This is a genomic window from Saccharothrix coeruleofusca (assembly GCF_014648515.1).
Taxonomy (GTDB): domain Bacteria; phylum Actinomycetota; class Actinomycetes; order Mycobacteriales; family Pseudonocardiaceae; genus Actinosynnema; species Actinosynnema coeruleofuscum.
In genome coordinates this window covers 454,516-469,371 of sequence record NZ_BMRG01000001.1, presented here as the reverse complement: position 1 = coordinate 469,371, position 14,856 = coordinate 454,516, and the positions used below count along the sequence as shown (strand labels likewise).

General features: G+C 73.1%; 13 protein-coding genes and 1 other RNA gene. 10 read left to right on the top strand and 4 right to left on the bottom strand.

The genetic code is table 11. From position 1 onward, the window contains the following. The first annotated feature begins 8 nt into the window (after positions 1-8). The 5 genes from ffs (at position 9) to IEZ00_RS02420 (ending at position 3,668) form a co-directional block, all read left to right on the top strand. An RNA gene (ffs, locus tag IEZ00_RS02440) (signal recognition particle sRNA small type) lies at positions 9-103 on the top strand. Between the two features lie 31 nt (positions 104-134). Beyond that, a complete protein-coding gene (locus IEZ00_RS02435) occupies positions 135-2,207 on the top strand; it encodes a DNA polymerase III subunit gamma and tau (protein ID WP_189221355.1) in 2,073 nt (690 codons plus the stop codon). Between the two features lie 50 nt (positions 2,208-2,257). Beyond that, complete coding sequence (locus IEZ00_RS02430; protein WP_189221354.1) at positions 2,258-2,605, top strand: YbaB/EbfC family nucleoid-associated protein; 348 nt, start codon at positions 2,258-2,260, stop codon at positions 2,603-2,605. Then, positions 2,605-3,198 carry a recombination mediator RecR gene (gene recR / locus IEZ00_RS02425; RefSeq protein ID WP_189221353.1) on the top strand — a complete coding sequence of 198 codons (594 nt, stop codon included), beginning with the start codon at positions 2,605-2,607 and terminating at the stop codon, positions 3,196-3,198. The genes IEZ00_RS02430 and recR overlap by 1 nt, the downstream gene beginning before the upstream one ends. After that, positions 3,195-3,668, top strand: a complete 474-nt coding sequence (locus tag IEZ00_RS02420) for a uridine kinase family protein (RefSeq protein ID WP_189221352.1) — start codon at positions 3,195-3,197, stop codon at positions 3,666-3,668. Before recR ends, IEZ00_RS02420 begins: the two co-directional genes overlap by 4 nt. On the opposite strand, the gene IEZ00_RS02415 is transcribed toward IEZ00_RS02420, so the two are convergent. The 4 genes from IEZ00_RS02415 to IEZ00_RS02400 all read right to left on the bottom strand — a co-directional run bounded on the left by IEZ00_RS02415 (position 3,669) and on the right by IEZ00_RS02400 (position 8,653). Next, the gene (locus IEZ00_RS02415) at positions 3,669-4,616 is read right to left on the bottom strand and encodes a hypothetical protein (RefSeq protein ID WP_189221351.1); all 948 of its coding nucleotides are present in this window, start codon (positions 4,614-4,616) and stop codon (positions 3,669-3,671) included. After that, entirely contained in the window at positions 4,613-5,116 is a 504-nt protein-coding gene (locus tag IEZ00_RS02410) for an RNA polymerase sigma factor (RefSeq protein WP_189221350.1), read from the bottom strand. Before IEZ00_RS02410 ends, IEZ00_RS02415 begins: the two co-directional genes overlap by 4 nt. Then, positions 5,113-5,325, bottom strand: a complete 213-nt coding sequence (locus IEZ00_RS02405; RefSeq protein ID WP_189221349.1) for a hypothetical protein — start codon at positions 5,323-5,325, stop codon at positions 5,113-5,115. The genes IEZ00_RS02410 and IEZ00_RS02405 overlap by 4 nt, the downstream gene beginning before the upstream one ends. A gap of 64 nt (positions 5,326-5,389) precedes the next feature. Continuing rightward, on the bottom strand, positions 5,390-8,653 hold the full coding sequence (locus tag IEZ00_RS02400; RefSeq protein ID WP_189221348.1) for an AfsR/SARP family transcriptional regulator: 3,264 nt from the start codon (positions 8,651-8,653) through the stop codon (positions 5,390-5,392). A 238-nt stretch (positions 8,654-8,891) separates the two neighbouring features. On the opposite strand from IEZ00_RS02400, the gene IEZ00_RS02395 reads away from it, so the two are divergent. From IEZ00_RS02395 to IEZ00_RS02375, 5 genes are read left to right on the top strand one after another with little or no spacing between them, the layout of a single operon-like run. Then, positions 8,892-10,571 carry an ABC transporter substrate-binding protein gene (locus tag IEZ00_RS02395; protein WP_189221347.1) on the top strand — a complete coding sequence of 560 codons (1,680 nt, stop codon included), beginning with the start codon at positions 8,892-8,894 and terminating at the stop codon, positions 10,569-10,571. A gap of 33 nt (positions 10,572-10,604) precedes the next feature. After that, positions 10,605-11,615: an ABC transporter permease gene (locus IEZ00_RS02390; RefSeq protein WP_189221346.1), complete on the top strand. Its 1,011-nt coding sequence runs from the start codon at positions 10,605-10,607 to the stop codon at positions 11,613-11,615. Between the two features lie 4 nt (positions 11,616-11,619). Continuing rightward, complete coding sequence (locus IEZ00_RS02385; RefSeq protein WP_189221345.1) at positions 11,620-12,558, top strand: ABC transporter permease; 939 nt, start codon at positions 11,620-11,622, stop codon at positions 12,556-12,558. Between the two features lie 5 nt (positions 12,559-12,563). Then, positions 12,564-13,562: an ABC transporter ATP-binding protein gene (locus IEZ00_RS02380; protein WP_189221741.1), complete on the top strand. Its 999-nt coding sequence runs from the start codon at positions 12,564-12,566 to the stop codon at positions 13,560-13,562. A gap of 14 nt (positions 13,563-13,576) precedes the next feature. Beyond that, positions 13,577-14,695, top strand: a complete 1,119-nt coding sequence (locus IEZ00_RS02375; RefSeq protein ID WP_372448538.1) for an ABC transporter ATP-binding protein — start codon at positions 13,577-13,579, stop codon at positions 14,693-14,695. The last annotated feature ends 161 nt before the right edge of the window (positions 14,696-14,856 follow it).

Below are 14,856 nucleotides of genomic sequence, written 5' to 3'. Positions count from 1 at the left end.
ACACTGGTCGCGGACCTCGTGCGGCACACATCTCGCGAACCTCCCCAGGGCCGGAAGGCAGCAAGGATAAGCGGGCTCTGGTGGGTGCACGGGGTCCCCTTCTTCTGTCGGGGGTCCCCGGTACTGTTGCCGCCGTGGCGCTGGCCCTCTACCGCAAGTACCGACCGGCCACCTTCGCCGAGGTGGTCGGTCAGGAGCACGTCACCGACCCGCTGCGCACGGCGCTCGGCGCGGGCCGGGTCAACCACGCCTACCTGTTCTCCGGGCCGCGCGGCTGCGGCAAGACCTCCAGCGCGCGCATCCTGGCCAGGTCGCTGAACTGCGTCAACGGCCCCACCCCCGACCCGTGCGGGGAGTGCAACTCGTGCGTGGGCCTGGCCCCCAACGGGCCGGGCAGCGTGGACGTGGTGGAGCTGGACGCGGCCAGCCACGGCGGCGTGGACGACGCCCGCGAGCTGCGCGACAAGGCGTTCTACGCGCCCGCGGAGTCGCGCTACCGGGTGTTCATCATCGACGAGGCCCACATGGTCACCACGCAGGGCTTCAACGCCCTGCTCAAGATCGTGGAGGAGCCGCCCGAGCACCTCATCTTCATCTTCGCCACCACCGAGCCGGACAAGGTGCTGCCGACCATCCGGTCGCGCACCCACCACTACCCGTTCCGGTTGATCCCGCCGGGCGCGATGCGCGCGCTGCTGGAGCGCAACTGCGCGGCCGAGGGCGTGCCCGTGGAGCCCGCGGTGTTCCCGCTGGTCATCCGCGCGGGCGGGGGTTCGGCGCGGGACACGCAGTCGGTGATGGACCAGCTGCTGTCCGGCGCGGGCCCCGAGGGGGTGACCTACGAGCGGGCGATCTCGCTGCTCGGCGTGACCGACGTGGCGTTGATCGACGACGTGGTGGACGGCCTGGCGGCGGGCGACGGCGCGGCGGTGTTCGGCACCGTGGACCGGCTGGTCGAGGCGGGCCACGACCCGCGCCGGTTCGCCTCCGACCTGCTGGACCGGCTGCGCGACCTGGTGCTGCTGCGCGCGGTGCCGGACGCGGCCGAGCGCGGCCTGGTGTCCGCGCCGGAGGACGAGCTGGCCAAGATGGTGGCGCAGGCGCAGAACATCGGCCCGGCCACGCTCACCCGCTACGCCGAGGTGCTGCACCAGGGGCTGACCGAGATGCGCGGGGCGACCGCGCCCCGGCTGCTGCTGGAGCTGGTGTGCGCGCGGATGCTGCTGCCCTCCGCGTCGGACGCGGAGTCGGCGGTGCTGCAGCGGGTCGAGCGCCTGGAGAAGCACGGTCCGCCCGCCGGGGCGGTGGCCGCCGGGCAGGCGGTCCCGGTCGAGGGTGGCCGGACCTTCCAGCGGCCCTCGCAGCGCCCGGCCGAACCGGAGCCCGCGCCCCAGCCCACCCACCAGCCCCCGGCCCCGGTGGCACCTCCCGCGGCGGCACCCCCGCGAGCGGCCCAGCGGTCGCAGCCCGTCGCGGCGCAGGCGGCGCCGCCGAGCGCACCTCCGGCGGCACAGGCAGGCCCAGCCCAGCCCAGCGCGGTCCAGCCCAGCACGCCCCAGCCCAGCACGCCCCAGCCAAGCGCCGCCCAGCCAAGCGCGGCTCCGGTGCCGGAGCCTTCGGGTGGCGGCGGTGTCGAAGCGGTGGAGATCCGCCGTCGGTGGCCGGAGCTGTGCGCCGTCGTCCGGGGCATCGCCGGGCCCAGCGCGGGGGCGCTGCTCACCAGCGCCACGGTCACCGAGGTCAGCGGCACCGCCGTGACGGTCTCCCACACCTCGGCACCGCTGGCCCGCAGGCTGGCCGAGCAGCGCAACACCGATGCCATCGCCGCCGCGTTCGGCCAGCTGTTCGGCGGCGCGTGGCAGGTGCGCTGCGTCCACGGCGACGCCGCCGCCGTCGCGGCCGCGCAGCGCCCACCCGCCGCGCAGGCCCGGCCGCAGCGGCCCGCCCCCAGCAGGCCCAGCCAGGCGGGCAGGCCCGCGCCCGACCAGGGCAGGCAGGCCCCGGCGGGCAGGCAGGTGGACGACGTGCCCCCGCCGCCCGAGCCCCCGGAGCCCGATGAGCCCCTCCCGCCGGAGCCGGTGGACGAGGAGGAGATGCTCGCCGAGGCGGCCCGGCCCACCGAGGAGGGCGGGGAGCGGCACGACCCGGAAGCGGTGGTGCTCAAGCTGCTCGCCGACCAGTTGGGCGCTCGGCCGCTGAAGGGCTGAGCACCCGACTACGCTGGATGACGGCGGCGAAACCGACGAGAGGAACCGCGGTGCAACCCGGTCAGCCCAACATGCAGCAGATCCTCCAGCAGGCGCAGAAGATGCAGCAGCAGTTGGCCATCGCGCAGCAGGAGCTGGCGGAGGCCGAGGTCACCGGCACGGCGGGCGGTGGCCTGGTCACCGCGGTGGTCTCCGGCGGCGGCGAGCTCAAGAGCCTGGCCATCGACCCGAAGGTGGTCGACCCGGACGACGTGGAGACGCTGTCCGACCTGGTCGTGGCGGCGGTGCGGGATGCCAACCGGGCCGCGCAGGAGCTGGCCGCGCAGAAGATGGGCCCGCTGGCCAGCGGCATGGGCGGGATGGACGACCTGGGCGGCCTCGGCGGGCTGTTCGGCTGATGTACGAGGGGCCAGTCCAGGACCTGATCGACGAGCTCGGCCGGCTGCCGGGCGTCGGTCCCAAGAGCGCGCAGCGCATCGCCTTCCACCTGCTCGCCGCCGACCCGGCCGACATCGGCCGCCTGCAGGACGCGCTGCAGAAGGTCAAGGAGGGCGTGGTCTTCTGCGAGGTCTGCGGCAACGTCTCGGCCGAGTCGACCTGCCGGATCTGCCGCGACCCGCGCCGCGACCTGACCCTGATCTGCGTGGTCGAGGAGCCCAAGGACGTGCTCGCGGTGGAGCGCACCCGCGAGTTCAAGGGCCGCTACCACGTGCTCGGCGGCGCGCTGGACCCGTTGTCCGGCATCGGGCCGGACCAGCTGCGCATCCGGCAGCTGCTGACCCGCATCGGCACCGACGTCAACGAGATCATCATCGCCACCGACCCGAACACCGAGGGCGAGGCGACCGCCACCTACCTGGTGCGGATGCTGCGCGACTTCCCCGGCCTGACCGTGACCAGGCTGGCGTCCGGCCTGCCCATGGGCGGTGACCTGGAGTTCGCCGACGAGCTGACCCTCGGTCGGGCGCTGTCCGGCAGGCGCAGCATGTGAGGATCGTCGCCGTGGACGGGCCCTCGGGCTCGGGCAAGTCGACGTACGCGCGCGGCCTCGGCGGCACCGTCGTGCCCACCGACCACTTCGCCACCTGGGACGACCCGGTGTCGTGGTGGCCCCGGCTGGTGTCGGGGGTGCTGGAGCCGCTGCTGCGCGGCGAACCCGGCCGGTACCGGCGGATGGACTGGAGCACCGGGCTGCCGCGCCCGGGCGACTGGGTGACCGTCGAGGTGCCCGAGCTGCTGGTCATCGAGGGCGTGTCGGCCGCGCGCCGCAGCATCGCGCCGCTGCTGGACGAGGCGGTCTGGGTGGAGGTGCCCGACCCGGCCGCGCGCCTGGAGCGCGCGGTGGCGCGGGACGGCGAGGCCAGCCGTGCCCACCTGGTGCGCTGGCAGGCGTTCGAGCGCGGCTGGTTCGCGGTCGACGGCACCCGCGAGCGCGCCACCAAGGTCGTCCACCCCGACTGATCAGGTCAGGGCGGCGCGCTCGTCGGCGGTCAGGCCGTCCGCCCGGATCTCCCACAGGTCGGCCCCGAGGCGGGTCGAGTTGTGGTGCACCCAGTCCGCCCAGTCGGCGGGCCACCGGGTGGCGGCGGACCACCGCACGCCCTCCAGCGGGATGCCTCCCAGGTCGGCATCGGCCAGGTCCGCGCCCATCACATCGGTGACGGACCGCTGGATGAGCCGCACCGCCTTGGCCACTTCGCGCGCGATCGCCCCGCTGTCGTCCCGGTCGCTTTCCAGCGCGCGTCTGAGGGCACCGGCGTCGCCGTGCCGCCGCAGGCAGGAGGCGGCATGTTCCAGGGCGGTGCCCAGGTCCCGGTTCTCTTCGAAAGCCAGAACGTTGGTCTGGACCTCGCCAAGCCTGCGGATGACGACGGCGTGCCTAAAAGCTCCACCCCGCGCGAGCCTCCGGATCTCTTCGAGGTGGCGGGCGACGCCGAGGGCGATGCCCGAGCCGTGGGCATCGTCGATCGCCTGGTCGATGAGGCGGACGAGCAAGCCGGTGACCTCCTGGCCGTACTGGCGGACGTTGTCGCCGGCGCGAGCGACGATGAGCGCTTGCTCCAGCCCGTTGACCAGCGCGTGGAGGGCATCACGCTCGGACGGGGCGACCTCGGCGGCCACCCGGACTTCGGCCAACTCCTCCAGGGGCAGCCAGCGGCGGGCGAGGAGCCTGTCACGCGGCGGGCGAGCCGCCAAGGCGTGGGCGTAGTTCAGCAGGGCCGACCTGTGCCGGACAGGCACGATCGCGTTCAGGCCCGCGTCGAGGTCCAGCACGTCGTCCAGGGCGTCGGTGAGCGCGGCGGCCCTGCCGGGCAGCCGGGCGTCGGCCAGACCGGAGTCGAGGTCCAGGACCCGGTCCAACGCGCTGTCCAGGGCGGCCAGGCCGTCCCGCAGCCACTGGTCGGTCACCGGTCCCCCTCCCGACGCGCGATGAGCGCCTTGCGGGCCTGGTAGAGGTTCGCCCGCACGGCTTCCGGGGTCATCCCCAGCTCGGCGGCGATCTCCGCCGGGGTGTGGTCGAACAGGGTCCACGCCATCACCTGCCGTTGTCGCGGCGGTAATCGCGCCAGCTCCGCCACCACCTCCTGCGTCTGGTGCCAGTGCTCGACGTCGGCGGTGGCGCGCAGCAGCGGCGGGTCGGCGGTGGGAGTTTCCCGCGAGGAGAACAGCGCCCGGCCCAGCGCGCGGGAGGCGGTCCGGTAGGCCCAGGCGCGGGGCTGGGAGACCTCCGCCCAGCGCCGGTACAGCGTGGTCATGGTCTCCTGCGCCAGGTCCGCCGCCAGCGGCAGGTCCGCGCCCTGGAGCAGCAGGAACGCCACCAGCTGCCTGGTCGTGGCCCGGTAGAAGTCGCTGAACGCGGTGTCGGCGGCGTGCTTCGCGCCGACGTGCGAGGTGGTCGGTTCGCTCACCGGTCCCTCCTGATGCGCACCCGGAGCCTGCTGCCGTCGCCGCGCACGTCGTCGATCTCCACGTCACCGGCGGCGGGCAGCCGGGCGGCGAACGCGCGCAACGCCTCCTGCCGCCGCCGCTCCCGCACCGCCCACCACCGCAGCCGCGCCACCAGGCCCGCCACCGCGATCAGCTGCGCGCCCAGCGCCCACGCCACCTGCCACCCCATCCCGCCTCCGTCCGAAGCCGTTGTCGGGAGTAAGAGGCGGCGCGGCCCGCCCGCGTGAAAGCGGTCACTCGGACGGCTCAAGCAAGGCCCGCACGACTTCGGCCTCCGGCGCGTCCACGGCGGTGAACAGCTCCAGCGCCGCGCGCCACCGCGCCGCCGCCCCCGCCGGGTCGCCCAGCGCCGCCCGCGCGTCCCCGGCCAGGTGCTCCGAGCGCGCCAGCACCAGGCGCTGCCCGGTGGCCCGGCTCAGCTCGCCCGCCCGCTGCGCGTGCTCCAGCGCCCCCGCCACCTCGCCCTGGTCCAGCAGGACGCGCCCGAGCAGGGCCAGCACCTCCACCTCGGCCACCCGCAGCCGGTAGCGCACGGCGCTGTCCAGCGCCTGCCCCGCCGAGTACCGCGCCTCGTCCAGCCTGCCCGCCGCGTGGTGCGCCCTGGCCAGGCCCCTGCGCGCCGCGCAGGTCCCCCACGGGTAGCTGGTCTCCTCGGCGATGCGCAGCGCCTCGGTGTGCCTGGCCACCGCGTCGGCGACCCGGCCCGCGCCCAGCAGCGCCTCGCCCAGCACGTTCTTGGCGTCGCAGTGGCCCTTGAGGTTCTCCCGGTCCACGGCCAGCGCCACCGCGCGGCTGGCCTCGGAGATGGCGTCGGCGTACCGGCCGCGCAGCACGTACGACAGCGCCAGGCCCTCGTGCCGGATGTGCGCGAACCGCCGGGCGCCCGCCAGCTCGTACAGCTCGCCGGTGCGCTCGTACAGCCGCGCGGCCCGCTCGGGCCTGCCCTGGAACAGGTGCACCTCGCCCAGCGCCCGGTGGCTGTCGGCCTGCGCCATCCACGAGCCCAGCCGGTTGCCCACCTCCAGCGAGCCCTCGAAGCAGGACACCGCCCGGTCGAGCTGGCCCAGCTGCATGTAGACCCCGCCCAGGTTGTACAGCGCGATGCCCTGCTGCTGGGACGCGCCGATGTCGCGGGTGATCGCCAGCGCGCGTTCCAGGTGGTCGGCGGCCTGCTCCAGGTCGCCCAGGTCGATGTGCACGGCGCCGAGGTTGGCCAGCACGGCGGCCTGCGCGGGCGGCGGCGCGCCGGTGCGCCGCTGGATCGGCAGGGCCCGGCGGAAGTGGTCCACGGCCACCCGGTGCTGGCCGATCGCCCAGTGCAGGGTGCCCAGCGAGGACAGCATCGCCACCTCGCCGACCGGGTCGCCGATGCCCTGCGCGACCGCCAGGCCCGCCTTGGCGGTGGCCAGCCACTCCACCGGCATCCCCCGCGTGTAGAAGTACCGGCGCAGCGCGTCGACCAGCTGCCAGCAGTCGGCGTCGGGGCTGCGCTCGGCCGCGTGCGCGACCAGCGCCACCAGGTTCTGCCGCTCGGCGTCCAGCCAGGCCAGCGCCTCGGCCGGGGTGGTGAACCGCCGCGGCGAGACCTCCGGCACGACCGCCGCGCGGGGCAGCCGCAGCAGGTTGCTCTTGAGCGTGTCGGTGGCGTTGTCCACCGAGCGGATCGACCAGTCCAGCAGCCTGCGGAACGCCTGGGCGCGCCCGACCGGGTCGTCCTCCACGGCCAGCCGCTCGGCGGCGTACTCGCGCAGCAGGTCGTGGAACTGGTAGCGGCCGGGGACGTGGTTGTCCACCAGGTTCGCCGTGGCCAGCCGGTCCAGCCTGCGCCGCGCCTGCTGTGCGGTCAGCCCGCCCAGCGCGGCGGCGATGTCCGGGGTGATGTCGCCCGGCGCCAGGCTGAGCACCCGGAACAGCTGCGCCAGCTCCGGTTTGAGCGCGGTGTAGGACAGGTCGAACGCCGCGTGCACGGCCGCCCGCTCGTCGCCCTCCACGCTCAGCGCGGCCAGCCGGTTGTCCGCGCGCAGCTCCGCCACGTACTCGGCGATGGTGGTCTCCGGCCTGCTCAGCAGGTTCGCCGCGGCGATGCGCAGCGCCAGCGGCAGGTGCGCGCACACCTCGGCCAGCTCGTCGGCGGCCGCGCGCTGGGCGGCCACCACCTCCGCGCCGAGCATCCCGGCCAGCAGTGCCCTGGTCTCGTCCAGGTCGAGCACGTCCAGCCGCACGTTGGAGGCGGCGTGGCTGACCGCCAGCCCGCGCAGGGTGTCCCGGCTGGTCACCAGCACCGCGCAGCCCGACGAGCCGGGCAGCAGCGGCCGGATCTGCTCGGCGTTGGCCGCGTTGTCCAGCACCACCAGCACCCGCTGGCCCGCCAGCCGGGACCGGAACATCGCCTCCTGCTCGTCCTGGTCCAGCGGCACCGCCTCGGGGGGCACGCCCTGGGCGCGCAGGAACCGGGGCAGCACGTCCACCGCGCTCAGCGGCGGTCCCTGGGCGTAGCCGCGCAGGTTCACGTACAGCTGCCCGTCCGGGAAGCAGGACCTCAGCCGGTGCGCCGCGTGCACCGCCAGCGCCGTCTTGCCCACCCCCGGCGGGCCCGCCAGGGTCACCACCGGCACGCCCTGCGCGCTGCGCAGCAGCGCCTCGATCAGCCGCACGGCCTGCTCGCGGCCCACGAAGTCGACGACGTCGGCGGGCAGCTGCGAGGGCACCACCCGGTCGCGCCTCGGCGGCGTCCCCCCGCCGGGGTCCAGCGCGGGCGCGCCGCTGAGCACCTGCTGGTGCACCCGGCGCAGCTCGTCGCCGGGGTCGATGCCCAGCTGCTCGGCCAGCAGCGCGCTGACCCTGCGGTAGGCGGCCAGCGCGTCGGCCTGCCTGCCCGACCGGTACAGCGCCACCATCAGCCGCGCCCACAGCCGCTCGCGCAGCGGGTGCTCGCTGGTCAGCCGGGCCAGCTCGGGGACGAGCTCGGCGTGGCGGCCCAGCTCCAGGTCCACCTCGACCCGCCGCTCCTCGGCGTGCAGCCGCCGCTCGCCCAGCCGGGGCACCTCGTCGCGGTGCAGCACCTCCGAGGGCACGTCGACCAGCGCCTGCCCGCGCCACAGGCCCAGCGCCTCGGTGAACAGCGCCGAGGCCGCCTCCAGCCGCCCGGCGGCCCGCTCCCGCTCGCCCCGCTCGACCAGCCGCTCGAACCGCGTCACGTCGACCGCGCCGGGGTCCACGTCGACCAGGTAGCCGTCCGGGACGGTGCGGATCGGCACCGCCGGTCCCAGCGCTTGGCGCAACCGCATCACGTAGGTCTGCAGGGTGCCGCGCGCCCGAACGGGTGGGTCCGCGCCCCAGATGTGCTCCGCCAGCTGGTCGACCGACACGCTCGACCCGGCGCGCAGCAGCAGCGACACCAGCAGGCACCGCTGGCGCCCGGCGCGCACCACCACCGGTTCGCCGTCGACGAGCACCTGCAGTGGGCCGAGCAAGCGGAACTCGACCTCGGAACTCACCGGGCGACCTCCCCTCCGCTCGGCTGCGGTGTTGCTTTTCACACTCCGTTGTACAGCGTATGAGGACGTGACACTGGTCATGCGCGTTCACGGTGGGTCAGCGGGCATACGCCGGATGTACGAGTATGTCGATCCACGTGGCCGGATCGTGACCTCCGTTACGCCAGGAGGGTTGTAGTGACCGGTTAGGGTCCGTGACCACACCGTGAGATCCCGGATTTCCCCAAAGGGGTGTTTGATGGTTCATTCCCGAACGGCCCAGCGCCGCTGGACGGCCGCGATCGGCCTGACCGGCGCCGCTGCGCTCGCACTGTCCGCCTGCGCCCAATCCGAGCGGGGGGATGAGTCCGGGGCGGGCAAGCAGGGCGGCACCTTCACCTTCGGCGCGGCGGGCGCGCCGAAGCTGTTCGACCCCCTGTTCGCCACCGACGGCGAGACCTTCCGCGTCGCGCGGCAGATGTTCGACGGGCTCACCACGTTCAAGCCGGGCACCGCGGAGCCCGCGCCGTCGCTGGCCGAGAGCTGGGAGAGCACCCCGGACGGCCTGACCTGGACGTTCAAGCTGCGCCAGGGCGTGAAGTTCCACGACGGCACCGCGTTCGACGCCCAGGCCGTGTGCGCCAACTTCGACCGCTGGTACAACCTGAAGGGCGCGGCCCAGTCCGACGCCGTGTCGCAGTACTACGTCGACAACTTCGGCGGGTTCTCCGACGGCGCCAAGCCCTCGCTGTACAAGTCGTGCAGCGCCAAGGACGCGAACACCGCCGAGGTGGTGCTGACCTCGTCCACCTCGAAGTTCCCGGACATCCTGGGTCTGCCGTCGTTCTCCATGCAGAGCCCCGCGGCGCTCAAGCAGTACGACGCCGACAACGTCCAGGCGCAGGGCGACAGCTTCGTCTTCCCGGCCTACGCCAACGAGCACCCCACGGGCACCGGTCCGTTCAAGTTCGGCAAGTACGACAAGGCCAACGGCACCGTCGAACTGGTCCGCAACGACGATTACTGGGGTGAGAAGACCAAGCTGGACAAGCTGGTCTTCCGGATCATCCCGGACGAGACCGCGCGCAAGCAGGCGCTGCAGTCCGGCGACATCGACGGCTTCGACTTCCCGAACGCCGCCGACTGGGAGAGCCTGAAGTCCGCGGGCTTCAACGTGCAGGTGCGCCCGGCGTTCAACATCCTGTACTTCGGCATCAACCAGAAGAACAACCCGGCGCTGCGCGACCTGAAGGTCCGCCAGGCGCTGGCGCACGCGATCAACCGCGAGCAGCTGGTCAAGTCGCAGCTGCCCGAGGGCGCCGAGGTCGCGACCCAGTTCATCCCGAAGACGGTGGGCGGCTTCGCCGACGACGTCACCAAGTACCCGTACGACCTGAACAAGGCCAAGCAGCTGCTGGCCGAGGCCAACGCCTCGAACCTGACGCTGAAGTTCTACTGGCCCTCCGAGGTCACCCGCCCGTACATGCCCAACCCGAAGGACATCTACGGCGCGATCGCGGCCGACCTGCAGCAGGCGGGTATCACCATCGAGACCGTCACCAAGCCGTGGAACGGCGGCTACCTGACCGACGTCGACCAGGGCATCCCGGACGTGTTCCTGCTGGGCTGGACCGGTGACACCGGCAGCGCCGACAACTGGATCGGCACCTTCTTCGGCAACCCGGAGAACCGGTTCAACACCGGCGCCGCGACCTGGGGCAACGACCTGGCCGCGCAGCTGAAGACCGCGGACGCCGAGCCGGACCGCACCAAGCGGTACGGCCTGTACGAGGACCTCAACCGCAAGATCATGTCCGAGTACCTGCCCGCCATCCCGGTGTCGCACTCGCCGCCCGCGCTGGTGGTCAAGAACAACGTCAAGGGCATCGTCCCGAGCCCGTTGACCGACGAGAAGTTCGGTCCGGTCAGCATCGGCTGATCGGACGGACCCGAGACACAACGGGGTTTACCAGTGCTCCGCTATACGGTTCGACGGCTCATCCAGCTCGTCGTCGTGGTGCTGGTGCTCTCGTTGCTCGTCTTCGCGTGGTTGCGCGCGCTCCCAGGAGGGCCTGCATCGGCCCTCCTGGGAGACCGCGGCACGGAGGAGTCGCGGGCGGCGTTGAGCAAGCAGCTCGGCTTGGACCAGCCGATCTTCGTCCAGTACTTCAGATTCCTCGGCCGCGCCCTCACCGGGAACTTCGGCAACTCCACCGGCGTGCAGCCCGGTGACTCGGTGGTCGACATCTTCCTCCAGCGGTTCCCGGCCACCATCGAGCTCAGCGTGCTGGCGATCCTGATCGCCATCGCCGTGGGCATCCCGCTGGGCTACCTGGCCGCGCGCAGGCGCGGCGGCCTGTTCGACAACTTCAGCGTCGGCGCCTCGCTGATCGGCGTCGCGGTGCCGGTGTTCTTCCTGGCCTACCTGCTCAAGTACGTCTTCGCGACCAAGCTGGGCTGGCTGCCCTCGCTGGGCAGGCAGGCGGGCGACATCGACGCCACCAGGGTCACCGGCTTCTTCGTCCTCGACGGCATCCTCACCCAGGAGTGGGACGCCGCCTGGGACGCCTTCGTGCACCTGCTGCTGCCCGCCGTGGCGCTGGCCACCATCCCGTTCGCGGTGATCTTCCGGATCACCAGGGCCGCGGTGCTCGACGTGCTCAACGAGGACTACGTGCGCACCGCCGAGTCCAAGGGCCTGCTGGGCACCGTGATCCGGCGCAGGCACGTGCTGCGCAACGCGATGCTGCCCGTGGTGACCACCATCGGCCTGCAGATCGGCGCGCTGCTCGCGGGCGCCGTGCTGACCGAGAAGGTGTTCGGGTTCAGCGGGGTCGGGGAGGCGCTGGCGCTCGGCTTCGAGCGGCGCGACTACCCGGTCCTGCAGATGTTCATCCTGGTCGCCGCCATCGTGTACGTGCTGGTCAACCTCCTGGTGGACCTGTCCTACGCGCTGGTCGACCCGCGGATCAGGACGAGGTAGCGCCATGAGCACCCCCACCACGAAGAAGGAGCGCATCGACGCGCTCGCCGAGACCTCGGCGCGGTCGGACTCCGGCGTCAGCCTCGCGGCCAGCGCCTGGAAGCGGCTGCGCCGCAGCCCGGTGTTCCTGCTCGGCGCGGCGATCATCGTGCTGTTCCTGGTCACCGCGGCCATCGCGCCGTGGCTGGCGCCGCACGACCCGGCCGCCCGCGACCTGATCGACCAGGTCGTCAAGGCGCGCAACGAGATCCCGCCGCCGCAGGAGGGCCACCCGCTGGGCGGCGACCAGGTCGGCCGGGACTTCCTGTCGCGGCTGCTGGTCGGCTCCCAGCAGACCCTGCTGGTCGGCGTGTTCGCCACGCTGATCGGCCTGGCGGGCGGCCTGGTGCTGGGCACGCTCGCGGGCGCGTTCGGCGGCTGGGTCGACTCGCTGGTCATGCGCGTGGTCGACGTGATGCTGTCGATCCCGCAGCTGCTGCTGGCCTTCGGCATCGGCGCGCTGTTCGCCAGGCCGAGCCTGTTCACCGTCATCCTCGCCGTGTCGATCGTGCAGATCCCGGTGTTCGCCCGGCTGCTGCGCGGCTCGATGCTGGCCCAGCGGTCCAGCGACCACGTGCTGGCGGCCACGGCGCTGGGCGTCAAGCCCGCGCCGATCGTGTTCCGGCACATGCTGCCGAACTCGCTGGGCCCGGTGATCGTGCAGTCCACCCTGGTGCTGGCCACGTCGATCATCGACGCGGCGGCGCTGTCGTTCCTCGGCCTCGGCAACCCCGACGACACGATCCCCGAGTGGGGTCAGATGCTCGGCACCGCCCAGACCGTCATCGACAGCCACCCGCACCTGGCCTTCTGGCCCGCGGGCTGCATCATCGTGATCGCGCTCGGCTTCACCCTCGTCGGCGAGTCGCTGCGCGACGCGCTCGACCCGAAGAACAGGCGGTGAGCCACGTGGCACTGCTGGAAGTCCGCGACCTCAGCGTCGTGTTCGAGCGCAAGGGCGAGCAGCCCTTCACCGCGGTCGACAAGGTCAGCTTCGACGTCGAACCCGGCCAGACCGTGGGCCTGGTCGGCGAGTCCGGCTGCGGCAAGTCGGTGACCTCGCTGGCCATCATGGGCCTGCTGCCCAGGCGCGGCGCGAAGGTGTCCGGCTCGGTGCGGTTCGAGGGCGCGAACCTGCTCGACCTGTCGGACAAGGAGATGCGCGACCGGCGCGGCCGCGACCTGGGCATGGTGTTCCAGGACCCGCTGACCTCGCTCAACCCGGTCATCCCGATCGGCCTGCAGGTCACCGAGGTGCTGGAGCGGCACCGCGACATGCCGCGCAAGAAGGCCATGGTCGAGGCGGCCGAGCTGCTGGACAAGGTCGGCATCCCGGACCCGACGCGGCGGCTGTCGGAGTACCCGCACCAGCTCTCCGGCGGGATGCGGCAGCGCGCGCTGATCGCCATCGCGCTGGCGTGCAGGCCGCGGCTGCTCATCGCCGACGAGCCGACCACCGCGCTGGACGTGACCATCCAGGCCCAGATCCTGGCGCTGCTCAAGGAGCTGGTGCGGGACATGGGCACCGCCCTGGTGATGATCACCCACGACCTCGGGGTCGTGGCCGGGCTGTGCGACGAGGTCAACGTGCTCTACGCGGGCCGCGTCGTGGAGAAGGCGCAGCGGCACGAGCTGTTCGGGCAGCCGCGCCACCCGTACACCTACGGCCTGCTGTCGTCGATCCCGAGGCTGGACGCGCCGCGCGGCGAGAAGCTGGTGCCCATCAAGGGCTCCGTTGCCGACAACATCCCGTGGACGCAGGGCTGCGCCTTCGCGCCGCGCTGCCCGAACGCGCTGGACGTGTGCGTCAACGTCACGCCCGCGCAGGAGGACATCGGCGGTGGCAGGCTGCTGCGCTGCCACAACCCGGTGCGGCCCGAGGTCGCCGAGGAGGTGACGACCGCGTGACCGCCGAGTCCGTGGTGCAGGACAGGCCCGTGGGCACCGAGCTGGTGTCGGTGCAGGGCATCAAGGTGCACTTCCCGATCAAGCGGGGGGTGCTGCTGGACCGCACGGTGGGCCACGTCTACGCGGTGGACGGGGTGGACCTCAGCGTCCGGCGCGGCGAGACCTACGGGCTGGTCGGCGAGTCCGGCTGCGGCAAGTCCACCCTCGGGCGGGCCATCCTGCGGCTGACCGAGCCGACCGAGGGCCGGGTGGTGTTCGACGGCACCGACCTGTCCCAGCTCAAGGGCGAGCCGCTGCGCACCATGCGGCGGCGGATGCAGATGGTGTTCCAGGACCCGATGTCGTCGCTGGACCCGCGCCAGTCGGTGGAGTCGATCCTGGTCGAGGGCCTGCGGGCGCACGGGCTGGACAAGGGCCGCGAGGCCACCGGCAAGCGCCTGCGGGAGCTGCTGGCCTCGGTGGGCCTGCCGTCGACCTCGCTGCGCAAGTACCCGCACGAGTTCTCCGGCGGCCAGCGGCAGCGCATCGGCATCGCGCGGGCGCTGGCCGTGGAGCCGGACCTGATCATCGCCGACGAGCCGGTGTCCGCGCTGGACGTGTCGGTGCAGGCGCAGGTGGTCAACCTGCTGGAGGACCTGCAGGAGCAGCTGGGCCTGACCTACCTGGTGATCGCGCACGACCTGGCGGTGGTGCGGCACATCTCCGACCGGGTCGGCGTGATGTACCTGGGCGGGATCGTGGAGGAGGCGACCTCCGACGGGCTGTACGCCGAGCCGCTGCACCCGTACACCAAGGCGCTGCTCTCGGCGATCCCGGTGCCCGACCCGCTGGTGGAGGACCGGCGGGAGCGCATCCTGCTGCAGGGCGACCTGCCCTCGCCCGCCAACCCGCCGACGGGCTGCCGGTTCCACACCCGGTGCCCGTGGCGGCAGGCGACCAAGTGCGACACCGAGCGGCCCGCGCTGCGCGAGGTGCTGCCCGGCCACAAGGTGGCCTGCCACTGGGCTGAGGAGATCCGCGACGGCCGGATCCGGCCGCACGCCGTGGAGGCCGAGCTGGTGGAGGAGGACGGCATCTCGCCGGACGTCCCGCTGGTCGGGCCCGCCTCGGTGACCGAGGCGCTCAACCCGTAGCGCACGCGCGAAGGGGGGCGGTCCCAGTCGGGGCCGCCCCCCTTCGTTTTCCCCCTATCAGGCGGGCCAGCGCGGTGAGCGGCCGAGCAGGCCCACCAGCCGGTCCGTGAGCGGCGCGTCCTCCGGCACGGCGACCGGGAGGGCGAAGGGGCCGCCCGGTC